The following is a 22,816-nucleotide window of genomic DNA, read 5'->3' on the forward strand; positions in this document are numbered from 1 at the left end:
TCATTACATGTTAACTACAGCTACAGCCATTCCTTCTGAAAGTAAAGAAGTATCTGATGTAATGATCTCATCTCCTTCATTAAGACCTGCTACGACCTGAGCATCTGTACTCGTTGTGATACCAAGCTCTACATCTCTTCTTGCAACTACGCCGTTATCAACTACATAAACATAATCACCAGTTTCATCTGTAAGAATGTACTCATAAGGAAGTACGATAGTATTCTCAGCCTTTTCAGCATGGATCTTGTTGTTTGCTTCTACTCCAAGGATAATGTCTGAATCTGGGTTTGTAACCTTAATAATAGTATCTACTACAGCAACGCCGTTGTTATTCTTGGTTGCTGCACCTGAGATCTTAGAAACCTCTCCAGCATATGCCTTGCCATTTATAGTGATATCAACCTTCTGTCCAACAGATATCTTAGGAAGGTCGCTCTTTGAAACCTGAATCGTGATCTCTACATTATCAAGATTTGCCATTGTAACAGTCTTAGTTCCAGCAGCAAGTGTTGCTCCCTCAACTACAGCAACCTCAGTTACAACACCATTGAACTCAGCCTTGATGCCTTCTTTTGCTTCCTGGATCTTGCTGATAGCATCTTCCTGTGTAAGCTGTGTTGACTCATACTGAGCCTTTGAAGCCTGAGCCTGTCCGCCATTGATCGTAGCAGCCTTAGCACTCTGAAGATGTGACTGTTCTTCCTGAAGTGATGTGATCTGTCTCTTCCATCCCTGGATCTCAGGATCATTAGCAAGAGCATACTGTACATCCGCGATAGACTCCTGTACTGCAAGTGACATCTGCTTGTTGCTCTCAGATATATCGCTATTATTGTTATCATTTTCTCTTCTTGTGATATAGCCATCATTGCCATCAAGATATGACTCTGCTGAACCATCAGCGATACCATTTTGGTTAATATCAAGAGCTGTCTTCTGAAGGTCAGTAAGTGTCTGATTCATACGGCTTGTCTTATCTGTGATCTTGTTGTTAAGAGCATTGATCTCAGCTGTGATAGCATCAAGTCTTGCATTGATCTGATCTGGTGTCATTCCTTCAGCATACTTTCTGTCTGCTGCGCCTGTTCCAGAATATAAGCTGCTGTAAGAACCTTTAGCCTGTGTGATCGCAAGCTGTGCATTCTTCTCAGCAAGATCAAGACTGTCAGCGTCGTAAGTAAAGATAACATCTCCGCTCTTTACCTTGTCTCCAACCTTAACATTTACTTCATCAACTGGAGCTGCTACTTCAGAAAAATAAGTCTTTGTCTCTGCGCTCTGTACTGTTCCTGAGATAGAAAGGATATTTTCGATATCACTCTTTGCTACCTCTGTAGTCTGAACAGGCATTACCTGATTCTTTCCGCCAAATACAGTTTTTACAATAAAGAAAAGAACTATAAGCGCTACAACTCCGATGATCACGTGCTTTTTCTTAAGTTTGAACTTCTTCTTTGCAGGCTTTCCCGCCTTTTCCTCATTTTCTTCCACTTCATCATAGATTTCCACGCCAGATCCTGTGGTTTCCTTTATTTCATTACTTACTTCTTTGATCTCTTCAAGTTTCTTATTATCAGCCATTTCATCCTCCATTTTTAAGCGTACTGAATATCAGATAAACTTAATCCACATAATTTTCATTTATAATGTCACTCTTTATCTCTCCATCTGAGATAGTTATGATCCTTTTAGCCTGCTGGGCAATTCCAGGATCATGTGTGATTATGATCACTGTTCTGCCTTCCCTATAAAGCCTCTTTATAATACTGATGATCTCCTTAGTGGATCCTGTATCCAGGTTACCAGTAGGCTCATCTGCCAAAAGAATCGGTGGCGCCTGAGCAATTGCTCTTGCAATAGCCACACGCTGCTGCTGACCACCAGACATCTCATTTGGTCTGTGGGTCTTTCTCTTCTCAAGACCAACACTGTTAAGAGCTGCATGTGCAAGTCTGTCTCTTTCTTTTTTGCTGACTCCTCTATATATAAGAGGAAGCTCAACATTTTCTAAAGCTGTAAGAGATGGGATCAGGTTAAAGCCCTGGAAAATGAATCCAATCTCTCTGTTTCTAACGTCTGACTGCTCATCATCAGTCATATGTGATACATCCTGACCATGCAGGTAATATTTACCGCTTGTAGGTGTATCAAGGCAGCCTAGCATATTCATAAGTGTAGACTTACCTGATCCTGACTGTCCGATGATGGCTACAAATTCGCCTTCACCTATAGTCAGGTTTACGTGATTTAATGCACGTACTTCATTTTCTCCCGGATTGTATATCTTGCAAACATCCTTAATTTCAACTAGTTTCTTCATAACCAACCTCTAACGTCGCATAAACCAAGTTATTTAGCCCAATATTTATGCGGAAACTCTTTCCTTTCGCTGTTCTATTTACTATATGCTTTGCCGCAATAATAAATCAAGTACAATTCGTTCTTAAAAAATAAAATTTCTGTGAAATCATAGAACTTATCAGCCAGTGAAATACATTTCACATCATAATTCACATTTTCTAGCTTTTACTTAATACACTCCTTTTGCCTTCTTTTACACTTAAATTGCTACAGCACGATTGCCTACAGTAATATAAACGAATCTGCCAGTAGAAAATCTTCAAAATTTGTATTATAATTTTTCACTGCGTCTATATCTTGTATATTATGGCGTATTGTCATACAATATACAGTATAAATATGTTTTTTATTTCGAAAGGAGCAGTGTATGAAATCACCTGCAGAAATCGCAAAAAAATACGAATCAATTGGAGAATCTAAGGCAAATGCCCCTGTTGGCAAGACCTTTCTTTTAGCTATTCTGGCTGGAGCATTTATCGCTCTTGGTGGACTAGGAAGTCAGATCGCATCTCTTTGCTCTCCTGATCCATCATCAGCAAGAGTTATCAGCTCAGTAATATTCCCAATTGGACTTTTCATGGTACTTGTTGGAGGAGCAGAGCTCTTTACCGGCAACTGTCTTATAATGATTCCAGTTCTCTCTGGCAAAGCAAAGGTATCAGGAATGCTCAAAAACTGGGTTGTTGTATATTTCGGAAATATGGTTGGAGGCTTTATCATTGCAGCTCTCGCCGCTTTTTCTCACATCTATTCATTTAATGGAGATGCGCTTGCCACTTCCGTAATAAACACAGCCATCACAAAATCAACTATTTCATTTAGTGATGCCCTTCTTCGCGGAATCTTATGTAACATTTTGGTATGCATGGCAGTATGGTGTTCTTTTGCTGCTGATGAACTTGCAGGAAAAGTACTTGCTCTTTGGCTCCCAGTAATGCTCTTTATCGTTTGCGGTTTTGAACACTGCATTGCAAATATGTATTTCATTCCTGCAGGAATGCTTGCATCTTTCGTTCATGGCATTCCAGCTGAAGGTCTTTCACTTTTTAATTTCTTTGTTACTAACCTTATTCCAGTAACTATCGGAAATATAATTGGTGGTGGCATCTGCGTTGGATCTATGTACTATGCGATCTATCTGAAAAACAAATAATGAAATTATATTTTTCTATATAAAACACAAAAGCCTTGCGCTATTACTAGCGCAAGGCTTTTGTCCCCTCTATACATAAACAAAAAAACCGCATAACACCCTATTTATTGAACAACGCTAAAATCAATGATATCTGCATCTTCTGTCTCAGCATAAAGTGAAGCCATAAATGAATCAGATTCGACCTGACCATTTTCATCAGCTTCTACTTCTCTGTAATCAGATCTATGGTAATACTTGGCATCTCCATTCGACTGATACTCAACGAAAGCCTCTTCGTCTATCTCAAAATAACCTGCTTTCATGGTATATTTCTTGATAAAATGATTACCTCCCACATAGAGGAAATCATCCTTTACTGACAGTGGATAAGCTGTTCCTCCTGCAGTTATATATCCTACGTATTCAGGAGCGCCAGCTTCATTGTACTTGTAGATCTCAGCATCGATAGCTGCCATATTCCCTGAATTATCCATCTTATAATCGTAGGTATACTCTGTAACCAGGAGTACATCTGTATCACCTATCCTGACATTAGCATAAGCCATGCCTGGGCTAAGTTTATTGACTATCTGTGTAAAGGTGTCACATCCTGAAATATCCATTGGGACATGCTCCTTTAACATCTCATTATATGCGCTGGCTTCTGTAGCAGAAGCTTCCTCCTTCGCTTCTACAATGGCCTGAGAAGTAAGAGTTGTAGCTTCCAGATCAGACACATCATAAGTTTCTTTTTTGCGTTCCCCGCATGCAGCAACAATTACAGCAAATACACTTACAACAAAAAAAGTAATAAAAATCTTGTTCCTCATACTCCCCTCCCCTATGTAAAATTGAATATGCACAATGTAAATTCTACAACAGTTTTTTCTCCTAAAATCTAAAATAAGGATAAAGTAAATATAACCAAAAAAGAAACTCCACTTTTTTAGTGGAGTTTCTTGGCTTTGTATTATTGAAATAAAATTACTTAAGAATATTCATCATGATCTCGTTGCTGCGAGCCACAAACTTAGTCATAGCCTCACCTTCAAGAGGTGCATTCTGAATACGCGCAAGATCATAAAGCTGTTCACAGATAAGCTTGGTGTTATCATCATCACCATGCTCCATTACGTACTCAACAAGAGGATGGTTTGCATTTAAGATAAGTGTCTGGCCTTCTGCACCGAAATCGCCCATGTTCATGCCATTCATAGCATACATCTTCATCATCTCGGCCATACGTCTTGACTCTTCTGAAACAGTGAGCATTGAAGACATCTTCTTATCCTTTAACTTTTCAAGTTTAACAGTAAGCTTGTCGTTCTTGAGAGCCTTCTTGATCTTCTCTGAAAGTTCTTTTTCCTTTTCCTCGAGCTCAGCTGCTACCTTCTTGGAAGTTTTGGACTTAAATGTATCTGTAAGGTCAGCATCGATTCTTGCAAAGCGGATACCTTCGTTCTTGGACTCAAGCTGCTGCATGAAAGGAACATCGATGTTGTGATTCATGATGAAAGCATCCATCTTCTGAGCCTTAAACATCTTAATGTACTGGCTCTGTTGCTGTTCATCTGTTACATAATAGATAGTACGTGGCTCTTTGTCCTCGTCCTTCTTATTATCTGCAGCATCCTTCTTGTCGTCTACTACTTCAGCCTCTACCTTGTTGCCGTTTTCATCAACTGCATCTTCCTTTGCAGCAGCATCCTCAGCCTCTTTGTTGATCTGAAGAGCTTCAGGAGTTGTAAGGTACTTGCCTTCAAGGTTCTTGAAAAGAATAAAGTCCGTCATCTTCTCACAGAATTTGTCGTCTCTAAGGCAACCATATTTAATAAACGGACTGATGTCATCCCAATACTTGTCATAGTTCTCTTTGTCAGTTTTGCAAAGACCTGCAAGCTTCTCTGCAACCTTTTTAGAAATGTACTCAGAGATCTTCTTGACGAAGCCATCATTCTGAAGTGCAGATCTTGATACATTAAGTGGAAGGTCTGGACAATCAATGACGCCCTTAAGGAGCATCAGATATTCAGGAATGACTTCCTTGATATTGTCAGCAATAAATACCTGGTTATTATAGAGCTTGATAGTTCCCTCAATTGACTCAAATTCCATATTGATCTTAGGGAAGTATAGGATTCCCTTTAAGTTAAATGGGTAATCCATATTGAGGTGGATCCAGAATAAAGGCTCCTTGTAATCGCGGAATACCTTTCTGTAAAACTCCTTGTATTCCTCATCTGTACAATCCTTAGGAGTTTTTGCCCAGAGAGGATGTGTATCATTAAGGAGCTGAGGTCTTCTCTTGATCTTGTACTCAAGCTCTGGCTCTTTATCCTCGCCCTCTTTCTTTTCAGGATGAACTTCTTCGATAACTGTATCAGAATCAAGCTTCTCACTTGCCTTGATAGTTTCTGTTCCTTCCTCGTTCTCTTTTGAAAGATATATCTCGTAAGGCATGAATGAGCAATACTTCTCAATAACTTCTCTTGCCTTGTACTCATTGCAGAACTCAAGGCAATCCTCTGAGAGGTGAAGTGTAATTGTAGTACCAACTGTAGCCTTGCTGCCATCTGACATCTCGAAATCCGAACCGCCATCGCATGTCCAGTGAACAGATGCTGCATCTGACTTGTATGAAAGTGTATCGATATCTACTGAATCAGATACCATGAAAGTTGAATAAAATCCAAGTCCGAAATGGCCGATGATCTGATCTGCATTAGCCTTATCCTTATACTTGTTAAGGAAATCTGTAGCTCCTGAAAAAGCTACCTGGTTGATATATTCCTCAACCTCTTCTGCTGTCATACCAATACCGTTATCCGTGATCTTGATCGTCTTTTCTTTATCATTGAGTACAACGTCCACACGTGGCTTGAAACCATCTGGAAGTGTGTACTCACCCATCATATCCATCTTACGGATCTTGGTGATTGCATCGCATGCATTAGATATTACTTCTCTGTAAAAAATATCATGATCCGAATATAACCACTTCTTGATTATAGGGAACATGTTCTCGCTGTTGATTGAAAGATTACCTTTTTTTGAAGCCATGATTCTCACTCCTTTTATTTAAATAATCTACGGAAGCCACTGATTCCGTACAAAAGAAATTGTAAGACCGTCATGACTAAAAGTCAATAAAAAATTAGCACTCACAACTAATGAGTGCTAACAATTATCTATCACTTTTCTAGTACTGTCATTCATAGTATTTATCCAACCATGAATGGTAACTTTCTATTTTCTTTTTGGTCTAATCATGAGAAAATAGAAGAAATATAAACATGACATACGGAGCGATATTATGGCAAAAATAGCAAATCCAGAACAGTATGAGACATCAAAAGAAGCAAAGGGAGAGCTTAAGTACAGAGAACGTGGACGCATTCTCTTTTTTGGACTTCCCTGGACATTTACAACTTATGAGATCAGAGAAAATGATTTCACTATTATCAAAGGCTTTTTGACAGTTCGTGAAAACGACTGCTACATGTACAAGATCAGCGACGTTGAGATCACAAGAACATTTATGCAGCGTCTTGTAGGTCTTTCTACTATTACTCTTTACACATCAGATGTTACTGACCGTACTATCGTCATGAAGAACATCAAACACGGACGTGAGATCAAGGATTTCCTTCTTCAGGCTTCAGAAGCAGCTAGAATCCGTCGTAGAACAGTCAGCATGCAGAATATCGGATTCGGAGCTGATGATATCCACGACGTTGATGATTTTGATAACTAATTAGTTCTATAATATTGGTATTTCTAGCAGCAGATGGTATTTAGTCTAAGTTCATATGGAGGTAGATATGAAGGAACAGATGAAAAAGATCAGTTTTCACATGGCTATCAGAATGAGTATCCTTATGAGTCTTTGTCTTTCACTTGTTGGAACTCTTTCATCCGGCCACTTTACTATTCCCGGTTTCCTTTTAAGCTTTGTAGTCAGCACCATCATAAGCCTTTTGATAGGCCTCGTCATTCCAGTTGGCAAGGTATCAAGTGATGTGTGCAAAAAGATGAAAATGAAACCTCACTCTCTTCCTGAGAGATGCATGAGCAGCCTCATCTCAAACCTCATCTACACTCCGCTCATGACACTTATCATGGTGTTACTGGCTTACACCATGGCCATGAAGCAAAGTGGCGGCATGGCACAGCTTTCATTCCTGCCAATGTTTTTAAAGTCACTAGTATTAACCTTCATCGTGGGCTACATCCTGATTTTCATCTTCATGCCTATGTTCCTTGGTCAGCTTATGAAAAAATACGGACCAGGCAATGCACATCCTTGAAGTCAGGACGGTAAAGTGTAAATCATGACGGTAAAGTGAAGGATATGGAGTTTCCTTCGCTAATTATTTTTTCAGTGATACATAAGACAATCTAAAAACCTCAAATGAGAAGTTTCACCTCGTTCAGAACACTTCTCATTTGAGGTTTTTTAGATTGCCATGTATCATCTTCAAAAATAAAATCGCTCAGAAAAACTTCCTATCCTTTCACTTTACCTGTCTATGAAATTAAGATTGTTACCTGTTCCTCGCCTTCATTACCTGCATTAACTTCAAAGTATGTATTGCAGGTAATACTTTTCCAAGCAAATTTTTAAATCCCTCGTATTCGTTACCTGCAATCCTTTCAAAATGCATAATGCAGGTAATAACCTTTTCAGCAAGTTTTATAATACCCCAATTTTGTTACCTGCATTTCCTCATAATCATTACTTTCAGGTAACGACTACCTCAACACTACAATAAAATTTGCTCAATTCTTTACCTGCATCCCCTTCATTTTTTGAATTGCAGGTACTCTTCTCATCTAGTCAACTTATTAACTTGTTATATTTCTTACCTGCATTGCCTTACTTTCTTGAATTGCAGGTAATTCCACACATTTCTCCCTGATATTATTAAGAGTAGAGTTCTAGCACATTCTTTTTCTATGATCTTAAGGCCAGCCAAAGAAGTAATAATAAAACATTTCTAAGCGACTTTATTTTTGAAGATGATACATGACAATATAAAAACCTTAATCGAAAGGTGTTCTGAACAAGGTGAAACTTTTCGATTAAGGTTTTTATATTGTCTTATGTATCACTGAGAAAATAATAAGCGCAGAAATGTTTTATTATCCTTCTTTTGGCGTCCTCAACTCACAGAAGTATCGGGTTGCGAACTCCTTTCGGATACGTAATCAGAGTAGCTCATGCCAGCGTATTTTTTAAAACACCTGCTGAAGTAGTTTGGATCAGGTATCCCTACTTCAGAAGCTGTTTGATACATCTTGTAGCCGTTCTCTGCGTATTTGATAGCCTTCTTCATGCGAAGATCAGTCAGATATTCCACAAAGTTCTTGCCAGTGTCCTGCTTGAATTTCCTTGATAAATAGCTGGAACTAAATCCAAAGTTCTGAGCAATAAAGGCAAGATTAAGCTTAGAATCAGTGAAATTCTCTTTTACATACTTTTTGATAACCTCAGTAGCATTAGCTTCTCCAAGATTTCCCTCTTCGGAAATCTCTTCCTCAGACTCACCAGCAGACTTCAGTTCTTCAGGAGAGGCTGTCTCACTACTTTCAAGCTTTTCTTTTGCCCTCTCCAAAACCTTGGTAACCTCAGCTCTCACCATAGGCTTTAACATATAGTCAAAAACAGGCAGACTTACGCACTTTCTGGCATATTCAAACTGGTCAACCGCCGTCATTATGATAATTATCAGATTAGGATAGCGGCCGGTTGCTACTGTAGTAAATTCAATTCCATCCATAAATGGCATATTGATATCAACAAAGGCTATATCAGGCCTTAGCTCATCAATAGTATTGATAGCCTCAATCCCGCTGGCAGCTTCGCCAACTACCTGCATGCCCAGGCTCTCATAATCAATTGATGCCCTCATGAGCTTTCTTGCAGACTCCTCGTCATCAATTATCATAACCCTATACATTCTTCCCATAACTATATTCACCCCCTGGACATCAACGCCGATTTATCTGGAATGATAAACTCGATCTCAGTAAATTCCCCAATTTCACTTGCAATCCTAACTACGTCATCCCTGCCGGCATAATATCTTATTCTCTCAATAGTTCCCCAAAGGCCAAAACTCTCTGAGTCATTTGAATCCATCTCTTCCCTTTTTGAACAAAGGATCTTGTCTATATCCTCCTGCTTCATTCCAACTCCAGTATCCTTGACTGTCAGATGAAGTTCTCCATCCACAAGCTTACTGGTTATCTCTATTTTACCCTTTTCCCCCTTCATTCGTATACCATGGTAGATGCAATTTTCCACAAGCGGCTGCAGGATAAGCTTTGGTACCACAAAGTCCTGAGTTTTCTCGTCAATATGGTACTCATCCTCCAGGATATCACCATATCGCAGCTTCTGAAGAGACAGGTAATCCTTAACTATCCATATCTCCCTTGAAAGAGGTATCTCCCTGTCTCCCTTACTAAGGAAGTTTCTGTAAAAGCTGCCCAGGGTTTCCAGAGCATCATGAACCTTCTCAGCTCCGGCATCCATAGCCATATATCCTATGGTCTCTATCGAATTATACAAAAAGTGCGGTTTTATCTGCTCCTGCAAAACTCTAAGCTCCGCCCTTTGCAGTGTCTGTTCCTTCTCAACAAGCTCATCAAACAGCTCATTTACATGGTCGATCATGCTATTATAGTCGCCCTCTAGCATTTCAAGTTCGCTGTAGGGCACCTCTACGTCAATCTTCCTTAGCTCACCCGACTTCTTATTATTCTCCATTGACGCAGACAGCTCATATATTGGATTGGTGATGGTCTGTCTTATGAAAAGAACTACATATACCGCAATGATCATAAATACAGTCAAAAGAAACAGTAGTACATACAGCATTCTAAAAGGAATGCCCTCCATACCGTAGGGTGATACTCTAAGTATCACTATAGGCAGGTTTGGCACCTGACAGCCAGACAAAAGCTGACTCTCGCCCCCGATCTTGATATTCCTGTACTTTATCTTTTCACTTAGAAAATAATCATCAAAATACTGCGCATAGCCCTTATTTCCTGCGATATAAGTGCCGTCATCTCCAAGAATACAGATATTATTGTATCGTATTCTAACGAGCATCCTCTCAAAGACGTTATTTGAGATATTCATCAGAAGAATTCCGGTTCTCTTCTGAGAGGATGTATCATAAATAGCTCTGCCCACAGTAACTACGGCCTTTGAATCCTTTCTGGCAGCTATACCAAAGGTATCAAGGGACACCACAGTACTTCCAAAACCATCATAGATTTCCTGCTTCCACTCATTGCCATCCATGCGGTCATAGTCATAAATATACATAAAGTTCCTGGTGGCAAGCATTATCATATCTTCTCTAAATACCATGACAGTATCGACACCCTCAGTAACATTGAGAATGTCCATAATACCGTACCTGGCATCATTTATCATACCTATATCAACGGAAAGTGTGGATGCTCTAAGGAAGGTCACAAGCCTGTCTTCAGTCATGATAAGTCTTGAAAGAGACATGTACTTTTCCATTTCAGAGCTGATATTACTTGAAAGAGTCCTAAGAACATTCTCAGAATCCCTCATTCCGTAATCTATCTGCTCTCTCTTGGTAATGACATAGGTTGCCAGCATAAATGCTGCAACAGTAGAAAGAACTATGCCCAGGATCACCTTCTTTAGGCTAGATGAAAGAGTCTTTTTCTCATTAAGTTCGTTAACACGCCGCCACAGAAACTTTCTCATATTCCCCCACAAACTAAAAAACGTTTATCCTATTATACAACAAATTTCAGCAGTACCCTCACAAAAAGGATACTGCTGAAAAAAAATCAACATTATTATGATCAGCCCTTAACAGCTCCGGCAATGAAACTTGAGGTGATCTTGCCACTTAAGAAGATATAAACGATAAGTGTTGGGAATGTAGCAATTACAAGGGCTGCACCGATTGGTCCCCAGTCAGTTGTGTAGGCTCCGGAAAGTGCCTTAATACCTACAGGAAGTGTCCTGTGGAAGGAATCGGAAATGAAAACGTTGGCAAACATAAACTCATTCCAGCACTGAAGGTATGAATAAACACCAACAGTAGAAAAAGCAGGCTTCATAAGCGGCAGAATGATCTTGAAGAATGTGCCAAACAGTCCACATCCATCGATCCTTGCTGCTTCATCAAGAGCCATCGGGATCTCTGACATAAATCCTGTACAAATGAGGATTGCCATGGACAGGGCAAACGCTGAATAAGGGACAATAAGTGTAGAATACTTATTGAGCCAATGTGCCTTGGACAAGATTACATATACAGGAACGATTGAGGCCTGAATAGGAATCGTAAGTCCCAGCATAAAGAATGCATTAGCAAGGCCGCTTAGTTTCCACCTGATCCTTGTAATAGCGTAGCATGCCATCAGAGCTGCCATGAGCGATATGCCAATGGCAAGAGTAGTTACAAGTAAACTGTTAAAGAAATACAGTCCCATGTTTCCTGTCTTCATAGCGGATGTGAAGTTAGACCACAACCAGTGCTTTGGAAGACCTATGATATTGGATCCAAATATCTCCTCATTTGACTTAAGTGAAAAAGTAAACATGAAGTATATTGGAAATAGATTTATGATAGCCCATATACCAAGGAATATGTATACAAAGACCTTGAGTATAGGCTTAGATTCTTTTAATGTATAGCTCTCCATATTTAATCATCCTTTTCCCTAAATGCTGCTGTGATAAGTAGTGCAAAGGCAAAGCACAATATGATCAGCATAACTGATATGGTACTTCCCATTCCGTATCTGTTTCTAAGAAACAGCATGTTCTCAAGAAGTGTACTTGGAACTTCAGTAGACTGGAATGGTCCACCCTCTGTCAAAATACGAACAAGGTCATAGGTCTTAAGAGAACCTGTTACAGCAAAGATAACGCTTACCCTGAGAATTGGCTTAATTATTGGAATGATAATATATTTATCTACCTGCCACTTTGTAGCACCATCCAACATTGCAGCTTCTCTAAGGTCGATGTCTACCCCTTTGACACCAGCGTACATAAGAAGCATGTGGTATCCAACATATTGCCAGACGGTTGGAACGATGATACTTCCAAGCGCAGTCTTAACATCTCCTACCCATACATGTTTTAAATGTCCCAGATTAACGGCATCAAGGAATCTATTCAAAAGGCCGTAATCAGGGTTGTAGATCTTGAGCCAGAGCTGACCGATAACTACTGTTGAGATCAGAACCGGCATAAAGAATATTGATAAAAATGTCTTTTCTCTTTTAACACCTCTTCCAAGCAAAAGAGCCAGTAAAAGAGCCAGCGGTAACTGGATAAACACTGAAAAGAACGCCAAAATAAGTGAATTCTTGAGTGATGTTATAAACTTGATAGAACCGTTTGTGAAAAGCTCTATGTAGTTGTTAAATCCAATGAAGGTCGCTTCTGAAAATCCATTCCAATCATACAAGCTTCTATACAAAGAAACAGCGATAGGTGCGATCAGAATGCTGATAAACAAAAGCAGACCAGGAAGTAAAAAGACGAATATAGCAAGCCCCTTCTCTATATCTCTTTTTCTTCTTTGTTTTTTTATGTTTTTAATTTCTTCCATACACTAACTACCTTCCCAAAGCCTAAAAATGGTCCTTCCTGCTACAAAGGAGGAAGCGCAGGAAGGACCAAATATTCTAGTTAATTACTGAATGTCCTTAGATAATCCTTCGATAAACTGCTTGCCATCGAGGAGGCATCCATAAACCTGATCAACATATGAAAGATATGTGTTAGCTGAATCAGCGTTCATAGCTGTATCACCAAAGAGTACGTATGTGTCAGCCTTTGAGCAGATCTCTGAAACTGCCTGTGTAAGCTCGTTAACTGAGCTTGTGTCACCATAAGGTGTCCATGCAGGAAGTCCGCATCCATCAAGGTAACCATAGTGGCAGATAAGCTTACCAAGCTCGAAAGCGTAGTCAGCAGCCTTCTCAGCGTTAGGTGAAGAAGCTGCAACTGCAAGTGTATCTGAAGGTCCACCGATGAGCTGTCCAAGTTTAGCCTTGTCAGCGTTGATTACTGGGAACTCACTTACTCTTACCTTAGGGAAGAACTCTTCGTTTGCAGCGAAGTCTGCGCAGTTCCATGTACCATTCATGTAGAATGCATACTTACCAGCCATGAAGTTGTTCTTAACTTCGTCGTTTGTAAGACCGATTCCTGAAGGATCGAAGTAACCGTTAGTTACAAGTGCCTGGAATGTGTCAACAGCATCAGCTACGTCCTGGTTGTTCCATGTAGCTCTTCCAAGGAAGATGTCGTTAAGTGTATCTGCGCCAGCACTCTTCTCGATAACTGACTCAAGGTACTCAGTAACGCACCATGTTTCTTTTCCTGCACATCCGAAAGGAATGATTCCCTTAGCCTTAAGTGCATCACAGCAAGCGATGAACTCATCATATGTTCCAGGAATCTCGTCGTATCCTGCTTCCTTAAGAAGATCCATATTAGCGAAGAGACCAACGATGTTCATTGTTGTAGGAACACCATAGTGCTTTCCGTTATATGTTGTGTTTCCAAGCATAACTTCTGGAAGTTCATCCTTGTAGTTCTGATAAGCATCATCAAGGCAATAAACCTTACCAGCATCTACGAAGTCACCAAGGAATGCACATGACCATGTAAAGAAGATATCAGGTAACTCGTTAGCAGAAACAGCAGCTTTGATCTTTGTCTTGTAAGACTGGTTCTCAAATGCTTCCCAAGTAAAGTTTACTTCAGGATGTGCTGCCTGCATGTCAGCGATTGCTGCTTCATAAGCGTGACGGTTAGAATCACTCTCTGTAGCAATACACCACATAGTAAGATCGATCTGCTCGCCACTATCTGTAGTAGCTGTAGCAGTGTCTGTTGTTGTCTCAGCTGGAGCCTCTGTAGCTTCTGCAGTAGCATTTGTGTCTGTTCCTGCATCAGATGAAGCTGGTGCACTGGTGCTTCCACATCCAGCTATGGACAGAGCCATTACACCCGTCAACAACATTGAAACAAAACGTCTCATTTTCATAACTCACCTCTCCTTTTTTCATAAAAAAATGTGTGTGTGTTTATCTAAAGCGTTTGCCGCTTTGGAACTAATTAAGAGCTATTTTTGTCATAGGCCATGGATAGTCGATCGTAAGCTCATCCCCGTTTAATGTGTAGTAAAGATATGCATCTTCTATAGGATCATCATACATAAGTCTGATGCAGGAATTTTCTTCATCAACACTGTAATGTCCGTTAAAGAAGCCTTCTTCACTAAATTTCCCATCTTCTGTAAATACATATGACCAGCCGTTATCCTGAAGCCATGTTCCAACAATGCTGCCCTCAGTTTCTTTTCCGGAAAGCTTATATGTTGACTTCTCATAAAGAAGCATCGTGTCGCCTTCCATCTCATATCTGAGCTTTTCTTCTGAGCCATCTTTGGCCTTCAGAGTGATATATGTATCATCCTTGGAATAAGAATAGTCATTGCCCTTATATACTGCTTTACCATTATCGTAAAAAGATACGACTTCTTCAGTAGGTTCGTAGGCATATGCCCAACTTTCAGTTTTTTTGCCGCATCCCGTAGGAATGATCAGGAGTAGTAAAAAAGCGACTGCCAAAAATGTTCTCTTTGCTGCTCTCATTTTTTGTCACCTTCTTCTCACTTATTTTATAAATTAACTATAAACAAAGGGGTCAAAAGAATTAATGTAATTCTTTTACTTCATTAAGCACAATTTTTACTTTTTATCGTATACTTTTTTGTGCAATTTTCACCGATTTAAATAAGTTTAGATGAGACTATACAAAAGTGCATAAAAAATGCAGCAGATAATTCTACTTATCTGCTGCATTCTTTGTACATATTAACTATTACGATCTATCACATATTGTAATTGCCTTCTAGAGCCTTATTTCTTACATCAACGTAGTACTTTTTGTAGTTGTCCTGATCTACATATACGTCAATATATGAACCAAGCTCATAGAACTCATTTGGGTTAAAGTAAAGATTGTTACTCTTAAATTCAATCTTTTCTCCAGTTGCAGGATCAACATATCCGCAAAATACATTGTATGGATTCATACCATTTACTGTAATGAAGGTGTTAAGCTCAATGCCTTCAACTACAGCGTGGACAAGTCTTCCATTTTCCATAAGGCGTTTCTTTTTGCCCTCTCCTGAGGCTGTAACTCCAAGGATCGTAAAGCCAATGCTTCCAAATACAAGGAAGAAGAATCCAAATATAAGAAGGAAGAATATTGCTTCGCCCTTTTTCAAAACCTTTGTAGGATTTTTAGGGTCAACTACAAGTGTGATGGTGTTTCCCTCATAAGTTGATGAATCATAAAAATCAAGTCTGATGTCCTCGTAAAGTGTTCCGTTGTAAGTATAAGAAACAAATACTCTATAGTTTCTATCGCCATCACTATCACTGTATTCTTCAATCCTAGTTACTGTGGCTTCTATTTCATCGCCGCTATTTTCTGCTTTTGTAGTTGCTACAAATGCAATTATACCAATCAGTAAAAACACTACTGACAGTACTGCAAACACAGCTCCAACAATCCTTACTGTGTTAGCATTATTTGCTCTAGTTCTTATAACTCCTGAATTTCTCATGGTTACTCCTCTTTCCTTAGCGTATTTATCTATTAAGCAGTTCTTTTACCATCAGGACATTTTCCATATCCTTCTTTTTATAGTCTATGTCTTTTCCGGTTATACTGCTTTCAAGCTTTGATAACTCATCAAGCTCATCCCAGCTTACAAGGCAGGCATGAAGCTTATTTTCTGTATCTTTAGTGATTCTGCTAATGCCCCCATTCGCATATAGCTCAGCTCTTTTCTTAAGTTCATCTTTTTCCATCTTCCTGTAGCCACAAGCATGATGGAATGCGTTCCATCTAAGGTGCTCTGATTTAGCAAGATTTAGTAGCATCTCCTCTGGTATGGTGTCCATCTTATCTACGCCAATCCTCTTAAGAAGGCTGCTAAGATAATCCGCACTTGCTCTAGAACTCATTCTGTCAAAATACCTGCAATCAGCCCAGTTCTTCTTGGCTGAAGCATCATTATGACAATACTGGTGATTGAGTTGCTTGGCAAAATCATCCATATGACCACCATACATGATATCTGCGTCATATAGTCCTGAGCACTCGGTAACCTGGCCGCTTTGGTATCTGACAACACTGTCGTTATTGCACTGATAAACTGGAATATCAATCTTACTACCCGACATAAGTTCCAGAATATTCATGGCAATCTCTCTGCCAACTCCGGAATCACCTACTGCCACAACTATGTACTTAAGAGCCTTAAGCTCATTGCTTAGATACTCTGCAAACTGTCTGCTACGACCATCATATGGTTCAAAGGTAATATCATAATTTTCCAAAAGAGACTCATGTCTCATTCTAAAAAATCCGTCAGTATTTTTACCATTTGAGTCAAAGACCTTGATCCTGAAGGAGCTGCCTTCAAACTGGCCATTTTCTACGATCTTCTCAAGAATCTCCTGGCCTTTTCTTCCAAATCCAACAAGGAGCACATCTGTATCCTCAGTAGCTCTACCCTTCTCGTCAAAAGAAATCGCATCGCACAAAGGATACTTCTGTATAAGGAGTCTCGCCACAAGCTCAGCCTTATCAAATACCCTTACTGTACCATAACCATATTTTTCGCCATGAGCCTGAAGCGGTTCACCATTATGTTCCTCATGTCCATAAAGAACCACCTCTGTCTGCTGAGGATCAATATCTGCATCCTTAAGGCATTTAAGAAGCTTCTGGGCATATTCGTAGTTAGCATCAATGTTGCGTGAAAGAGCACTGAGTCTTATCTTGCCTTTTCCTTTTTTAACAGAAAGCCTCTCAAGAAGCTTTCTATCCGGATTTAGAGCAACATTATCAGTATATAATAATCCTCCCATCTTGCTGATGTCAGACTCTTTTCCTGCGCTGCTTGTTCCGACAAACACTACAGACGCATGCTTGTTTTCAGCAAGATTTCTACCATAGGCTATGGAGTTACCTGTAATTCCATAGATAAGCTCTACATCATTCACCTTAAGAAACCATGATCTTAATCTCTTCAAAGTTCCCTTGGCAACTGCCATGATGATAGCACTGGCCATTGAATAGTAGGCAAGGAAGTGAATAGCCCAGAACAGGACCATCCATGGTGAATCTTCCCCCGCAAACTTCTGAAAAGCAGCCACATCATTGATTCCGGCAAACATTCTGCCCACATCAACAATAGTCTCAAATACATCTGCAAAAAACGAGCCACTTCCATAGGCATTTGCTGCACCATACAAGCAAAAGCCACCTGTAGAAGCTATGAGAAAAGTGATTCCAAGCCACTTTTCTCTATTGTCCTGATTAACCGCCAAATACAAGATCACTGCAGTAAAAATAGCTGCAGCCACCACAATTACCGCTACATACCCCATGTCTTTAATCTCCAGTATCAGTCTCCAAAATACTTCTGATAAACATCCATAAGACTCTTAGTAGTTACATTCTCATCCGCTACCAAGGATACAGAGTCCCATAGCTTCTCGTTTAACTGCTTGTTCAAAGTAGAAACAAAGGCATCGTACTGTTCTCCAAAAACTTCTCTTTTTCTTTGAGCAACAATCTTGATCTTGTTGGCCTCAGTCTCTTCTCTGTTAAAGGTAGTTATGCACTTTATGATGGCATAACCATCCTCTGTTTCCACAATATCACTGATCTCACCTGTTCCCAGATTGAATGCAGCTTCTTCATATACAGAATCTACTTCATGCTTGCCAAATGACCTGGTTCCCTCATCCGCTTCGTTGTACTCAGACATAAGCTCTTCAAAGCTATTGCCCTCCTTAAGAAGCGAAAGGACTGTCCTTGCAGTTGTATAGACCTGCCTCTTGTCCACATCATTTAACGGAACCTTTTCGCCAGTGGCATCCAGTGTATAAGTCTTTAAAAAGATCTGCTCAACTGTGATCGTTCTTGCTTCATCATCACTGATCTCAGGATTGATATCCCTTATGATATACTCATATAACTTGTCCGCAAGAGCCTGCTGACAGTATATTGAGTTTATCTCAGCCTCTGTCACATTGTTCATTGCAGCAATATCTGCATCAGACAAAGAGCTATAGTATTCCTTAGCTGCAGTTTCAGCCAGTTCAAGCTCTTTCTCCGTAAGACTTATGCCTGTATCCTGCGCCAAAAGATTCATAGCCTTTATCTGGGCAATCTTGGCCAGCACTGAATCTTTTAGCCTCTGTTCAACCGTTCCTGAATCAGTCTCTTCCTGCCAGATTCCAAGACCAAAGGTATCCTCATAACCCTCCTGAGTATTAACAAGGTATACCATAGCCTCAGATAAGGTACATATGGAATCTTCTATTCTAAAGACCTCATCATTAGAAAAGCCCGTAGTAAATACAACTCTGGTATTCTCAATTTCATTACCACAGCCGGTGAGCGTGAATGAAGCCATCATAAATGTTGTCAAAAAGCATGTAAGTAGTCTGTGTCTTTTCATAGTTTGCTCATAATACTACGTGCGACAGAAATACCGTTGGCACTTGCCTGCTGAAGTCCTCTAGTTACGCCAGCTCCATCTCCGATAGCACGAAGTCCCTTGATACTAGTCTCAAAATCCTTATTTACGATTACTTTATTTGAATAGAACTTAACTTCAACGCCATAAAGAAGTGTCTCATCAGAAGCAATTCCTGGTGTTACCTTATCAAGCGCCTGGATCATCTCATCAAGATCCACCATGATTCTGTGAGGGAATACCAGTGAAAGATCTCCAGGTACCGCATCCTTAAGAGTTGGGATAAGGTTGTTTCTGCAAAGTCTCTCTTCTGTAGTTCTACGGCCTCTTCTAAAGTCACCGTAGGTCTGAACTAAGATCTTTCCTCCGCAAAGCATGTTTGAAAGCTCTGCAATCTTCTTACCGTATTCAATAGGTGTTTTGAAAGGCTTAGTGAAATTCTTGGATACAAGAAGTGCAAAGTTTGTATTGTTTGTCTTAAGCTCTTTTCCCTTGTAAGCATGTCCGTTTACTACTGCAAGACCATTCTCATAGTACTCAGTTGCAACCTCACCTGATGGATTAGTACAGAATGTACGAACCTTGTCATCAAATGTAGGTGTGTGATAGATGAGCTTAGCCTCATAGAGGTTCTCGTTAAGGAACTGCATAACTTCATCTCTTACCTCAACACGAACACCAACGTCAACTGTACCAGGCTTAGTCTCAATTCCGATCTCTTCACACTTGTCCTTGAACCAGTCAGCACCTTCTCTACCAACAGCACTTACGATCTCAGGTGCAGTGAATACATCGCCCTTATCAGTCTTAATACCTGTTGCAGTTCCATCTTCTACAATGATATCTGTAACCATAGTATTGAACTGGATCTCTACTCCCTTATCAAGGATATGCTGCTGAAGCTTGGAATAGATCTTGTAACCTTCCTCTGTTCCAAGGTGTCTGATAGGACACTCAACAAGCTTTAAGTTAGCATTGATAGCTTTTCTACGGATCTCACGGATCTCAGCTTCCTTGTCCACACCGTAAACGCTCTTGTCTGCACCAAACTTAAGGTAGATCTCATCTGACTCGTGAATGAGCTGTGTAGCAACATCATAGCCAAGGATCTCTGGGAGATTTCCTCCAACATCAGGAGAAAGAGAGAGCTTACCATCTGAAAAAGCTCCTGCCCCTGCAAATCCTGTTGTGATAGAACATGGCTTACAACCAGCACATGTCTTTGTCACTCTCTTAGGACAATTTCTCTTTTCGATAGAACGTCCCTTCTCTACAATAAGAACCTTAAGATCAGGTCTCTTTTCCATAAGTTCGTAGGCGCAGAATATACCACCTGGGCCCGCACCAATAATGATTACGTCATATTTATTTGCCATAAGAATAAATCCTCCTATTTCTATGTAAGCAACTCATTATATCATATTTCAAAAGCCAATAGTATTAGCTCAAAACTGCAGACATATCCACAAAAAAATCCCTGTCTGGTCAAATTTTCCAGACAGGGACTGTATCTACTCTATATTATCTGCTGCTTCTATACTGTACAGGCGTCATTCCATATTTCTTTTTAAAGAGTCTGTTAAAATGCTCAACATTCTGATAACCCGCAGCCTCTGCAACCTTCTCGACCTTCATGTTTCCATTTCTAAGAAGAGTGCTGGCCTTGTTAAGTCTGATTCTCTTTACATTTTCACCAAAGGTCATGCCTGACTTTTCCTTAATATATTTAGAAAGGTAAGGCTTGGACAGATAGAACTGATTGGAAAGATCATCAAGGGTTACAGTCAGGTAGTTCTCCTGAATGTAATTGATGATGGAGTTGATCCTCTCATCCTTGCTGTTCTTGATATCTCTAACGGTATCGATCTGGTTTACAGCTATTACAAGAGCGTTGATAGAAGATCTGATGATATCTTCGTCAATACCTACGCCCCAGAACTTCTTGCCATTGTAGGTGATTCCTACATATGTACAAGCCTTAGAAGATGATCCTCTTGAAAGAGCGTGTTCTTCGTAAGTAGAAAGCTCATAGCTTACGTTAAAGTACTGCTTGATAGCGTTGCTGACAGCATCAAGACGACCATTACCATTAGCTTCAACAGTGTGATCCTTATCTGCATGACTTATAGTGATCTCTGCAAGAATACCATCTATCTGCTTGAAGTGGCACTCTGTGATCTTAAATATATTGTCATTGTGAATGTATTTATCTTCAAAGATCTGATAAATACGTGCTGGTGAAAGCTCAGCATGCTCTCTGTCAGAGATATCCTTGATGGTGTAGCTGACATCTGCCTGCATTTCCTTAGGAACCATCATGCCATAGTTAGTCTTTAAGATGTAGCTTACACCGCCCTTACCAGACTGGCTGTTGATCCTGATAACATCTCCGTCGTACTCTCTTCCAAGATCCTTTGGATCGATAGGAAGGTAAGGAACTGACCAGATTCCGCCGTCCTTCTTTTGCTCGTGCCATACAAAGCCCTTGGAGATAGCATCCTGATGTGATCCGGAAAAAGCAGTAAATACAAGCTGCCCAGCATATGGCTGTCTCTCATAGATACGCATTCTGGTAAGTCTCTCATAAGTCTCACCAATCTCAGTAATGTGGCTAAAATCAAGTCCAGGATCTACTCCATGAGAATACATATTGATTGCAAGAGTTACAATATCGACATTACCTGTTCTCTCACCATTTCCAAAAAGTGTACCCTCGATTCTATCAGCTCCAGCAAGGCATCCAAGTTCTGCGTCGCTGACACCAGTTCCTCTGTCATTATGTGGATGAAGAGAAAGAGTTACAGCATCGCGGTACTTAAGATTCTTGCTAATGTACTCAACCTGAGTAGCAAAAACGTGTGGCATTGCGATCTCTACAGTTGTAGGAATATTGATGACAACCTTGTTGTCCTTCTTTGGCTTCCATACGTCAAGTACTGCGTTGCAGACTTCTACAGCGTAGTCAACCTCTGTTCCAGGGAAGCTTTCTGGAGAATATTCAAAAGAGAAATTACCAGTAGTTTCTTTTGCAAGCTTATCAAGGAGCTTTGCACCTTCAACAGCAATCTTCTTAACTTCTTCTTTGCTCTTTTTGAACACCTGCTCACGCTGAGCTACAGATGTGGAATTGTAAAGATGGATGATAGCTCTTGGCGCTCCCTTAACAGCTTCAAAAGTTCTTTTAATAATATGCTCTCTTGCCTGTGTCAGAACCTGAACTGTTACGTCATCAGGGATCATATTCTTCTCAATAAGTGTTCTTGCGAACTCAAACTCAGTCTCAGAAGCTGCAGGAAATCCAATCTCGATCTCCTTGAATCCAAGTTTTACAAGCATGGTAAAGAACTCCAGCTTCTCATCAAGGCTCATAGGCTCAATAAGTGCCTGGTTGCCATCTCTTAAATCAACGCTGCACCAGATAGGTGGATGATCAATATAGTCCTTAGTGACCCAGTCGTAGGTTACCTTTGGTGGCATGAAATACTGACGTTGATACTTCTCTACATTCCTCATAACTCACTCCTCTTGATGTTTTTTAACATGTGAATATTAATTTTGCTCTTGTTTGTTGATTATATTTATAATACTCACATTAATTTCGCACATTTTAGTTGATAAATATTATGATACCACAAATTTGCGCAATTACATCATGACAAACTTAATCTCTTTTATTGATAAAAATTAATATTAACGATTATCCGGTTCGCAAAAAGCGATATAAAAT

Annotated in this window: 18 protein-coding genes; 3 read left to right on the forward strand and 15 right to left on the reverse strand. The window is 39.9% G+C overall.

What is annotated here, in order from left to right:
• Window positions 1-3: 3 nt before the first annotated feature.
• Window positions 4-1,584, reverse strand: coding sequence for an efflux RND transporter periplasmic adaptor subunit (locus tag bhn_RS11065; protein ID WP_071176749.1), 1,581 nt, complete (start codon window positions 1,582-1,584; stop codon window positions 4-6).
• A gap of 40 nt (window positions 1,585-1,624) precedes the next feature.
• On the reverse strand, window positions 1,625-2,323 hold the full coding sequence (locus tag bhn_RS11070) for an ABC transporter ATP-binding protein (protein ID WP_071176750.1): 699 nt from the start codon (window positions 2,321-2,323) through the stop codon (window positions 1,625-1,627).
• 408 nt (window positions 2,324-2,731) lie between these two features.
• On the opposite strand from bhn_RS11070, the gene bhn_RS11075 reads away from it, so the two are divergent.
• On the forward strand, window positions 2,732-3,517 hold the full coding sequence (locus tag bhn_RS11075; protein WP_071176751.1) for a formate/nitrite transporter family protein: 786 nt from the start codon (window positions 2,732-2,734) through the stop codon (window positions 3,515-3,517).
• Window positions 3,518-3,621: 104 nt separating this feature from the next.
• Here the strand turns inward: bhn_RS11075 and bhn_RS11080 are convergent, their stop codons facing one another.
• Together bhn_RS11080 and htpG are read right to left on the reverse strand one after the other, a co-directional pair.
• Window positions 3,622-4,329 carry a hypothetical protein gene (locus tag bhn_RS11080; RefSeq protein WP_071176752.1) on the reverse strand — a complete coding sequence of 236 codons (708 nt, stop codon included), beginning with the start codon at window positions 4,327-4,329 and terminating at the stop codon, window positions 3,622-3,624.
• 154 nt (window positions 4,330-4,483) lie between these two features.
• The gene (gene htpG / locus bhn_RS11085; RefSeq protein WP_071176753.1) at window positions 4,484-6,559 is read right to left on the reverse strand and encodes a molecular chaperone HtpG; all 2,076 of its coding nucleotides are present in this window, start codon (window positions 6,557-6,559) and stop codon (window positions 4,484-4,486) included.
• A gap of 253 nt (window positions 6,560-6,812) precedes the next feature.
• On the opposite strand from htpG, the gene bhn_RS11090 reads away from it, so the two are divergent.
• Both bhn_RS11090 and bhn_RS11095 read left to right on the forward strand, forming a co-directional pair.
• On the forward strand, window positions 6,813-7,253 hold the full coding sequence (locus bhn_RS11090; RefSeq protein WP_071176754.1) for a PH domain-containing protein: 441 nt from the start codon (window positions 6,813-6,815) through the stop codon (window positions 7,251-7,253).
• 67 nt (window positions 7,254-7,320) lie between these two features.
• Window positions 7,321-7,806, forward strand: coding sequence for a hypothetical protein (locus bhn_RS11095; protein WP_083385936.1), 486 nt, complete (start codon window positions 7,321-7,323; stop codon window positions 7,804-7,806).
• Between the two features lie 855 nt (window positions 7,807-8,661).
• Here bhn_RS11095 and bhn_RS11100 read toward each other — a convergent pair.
• The 11 genes from bhn_RS11100 to bhn_RS11150 all read right to left on the reverse strand — a co-directional run bounded on the left by bhn_RS11100 (window position 8,662) and on the right by bhn_RS11150 (window position 22,602).
• Entirely contained in the window at window positions 8,662-9,468 is an 807-nt protein-coding gene (locus bhn_RS11100) for a response regulator transcription factor (RefSeq protein WP_083385938.1), read from the reverse strand.
• A gap of 8 nt (window positions 9,469-9,476) precedes the next feature.
• Window positions 9,477-11,255, reverse strand: coding sequence for a sensor histidine kinase (locus bhn_RS11105; protein WP_071176755.1), 1,779 nt, complete (start codon window positions 11,253-11,255; stop codon window positions 9,477-9,479).
• Between the two features lie 101 nt (window positions 11,256-11,356).
• The gene (locus bhn_RS11110) at window positions 11,357-12,205 is read right to left on the reverse strand and encodes a carbohydrate ABC transporter permease (RefSeq protein ID WP_071176756.1); all 849 of its coding nucleotides are present in this window, start codon (window positions 12,203-12,205) and stop codon (window positions 11,357-11,359) included.
• Window positions 12,206-12,207: 2 nt separating this feature from the next.
• Window positions 12,208-13,122: a carbohydrate ABC transporter permease gene (locus bhn_RS11115; RefSeq protein ID WP_071176757.1), complete on the reverse strand. Its 915-nt coding sequence runs from the start codon at window positions 13,120-13,122 to the stop codon at window positions 12,208-12,210.
• A gap of 84 nt (window positions 13,123-13,206) precedes the next feature.
• Window positions 13,207-14,568 carry an ABC transporter substrate-binding protein gene (locus tag bhn_RS11120; RefSeq protein ID WP_071176758.1) on the reverse strand — a complete coding sequence of 454 codons (1,362 nt, stop codon included), beginning with the start codon at window positions 14,566-14,568 and terminating at the stop codon, window positions 13,207-13,209.
• A 67-nt stretch (window positions 14,569-14,635) separates the two neighbouring features.
• Complete coding sequence (locus bhn_RS11125) at window positions 14,636-15,178, reverse strand: hypothetical protein (protein ID WP_071176759.1); 543 nt, start codon at window positions 15,176-15,178, stop codon at window positions 14,636-14,638.
• A 239-nt stretch (window positions 15,179-15,417) separates the two neighbouring features.
• On the reverse strand, window positions 15,418-16,158 hold the full coding sequence (locus bhn_RS11130; protein WP_071176760.1) for a DUF3592 domain-containing protein: 741 nt from the start codon (window positions 16,156-16,158) through the stop codon (window positions 15,418-15,420).
• Between the two features lie 25 nt (window positions 16,159-16,183).
• Window positions 16,184-17,992 (reverse strand): hypothetical protein, encoded by a 1,809-nt coding sequence (locus bhn_RS11135; protein WP_071176761.1) that lies wholly within the window; start codon window positions 17,990-17,992, stop codon window positions 16,184-16,186.
• A gap of 17 nt (window positions 17,993-18,009) precedes the next feature.
• Window positions 18,010-19,071, reverse strand: a complete 1,062-nt coding sequence (locus tag bhn_RS11140) for a peptidylprolyl isomerase (RefSeq protein WP_071176762.1) — start codon at window positions 19,069-19,071, stop codon at window positions 18,010-18,012.
• The gene (locus bhn_RS11145) at window positions 19,068-20,465 is read right to left on the reverse strand and encodes an NAD(P)/FAD-dependent oxidoreductase (protein WP_071176763.1); all 1,398 of its coding nucleotides are present in this window, start codon (window positions 20,463-20,465) and stop codon (window positions 19,068-19,070) included. The genes bhn_RS11140 and bhn_RS11145 overlap by 4 nt, the downstream gene beginning before the upstream one ends.
• 145 nt (window positions 20,466-20,610) lie before the next feature.
• Window positions 20,611-22,602: a 2-isopropylmalate synthase gene (locus bhn_RS11150; RefSeq protein ID WP_071176764.1), complete on the reverse strand. Its 1,992-nt coding sequence runs from the start codon at window positions 22,600-22,602 to the stop codon at window positions 20,611-20,613.
• Window positions 22,603-22,816: the final 214 nt, after the last annotated feature.

The organism is Butyrivibrio hungatei (genome assembly GCF_001858005.1).
Classification (GTDB): Bacteria; Bacillota; Clostridia; order Lachnospirales; family Lachnospiraceae; genus Butyrivibrio; species Butyrivibrio hungatei.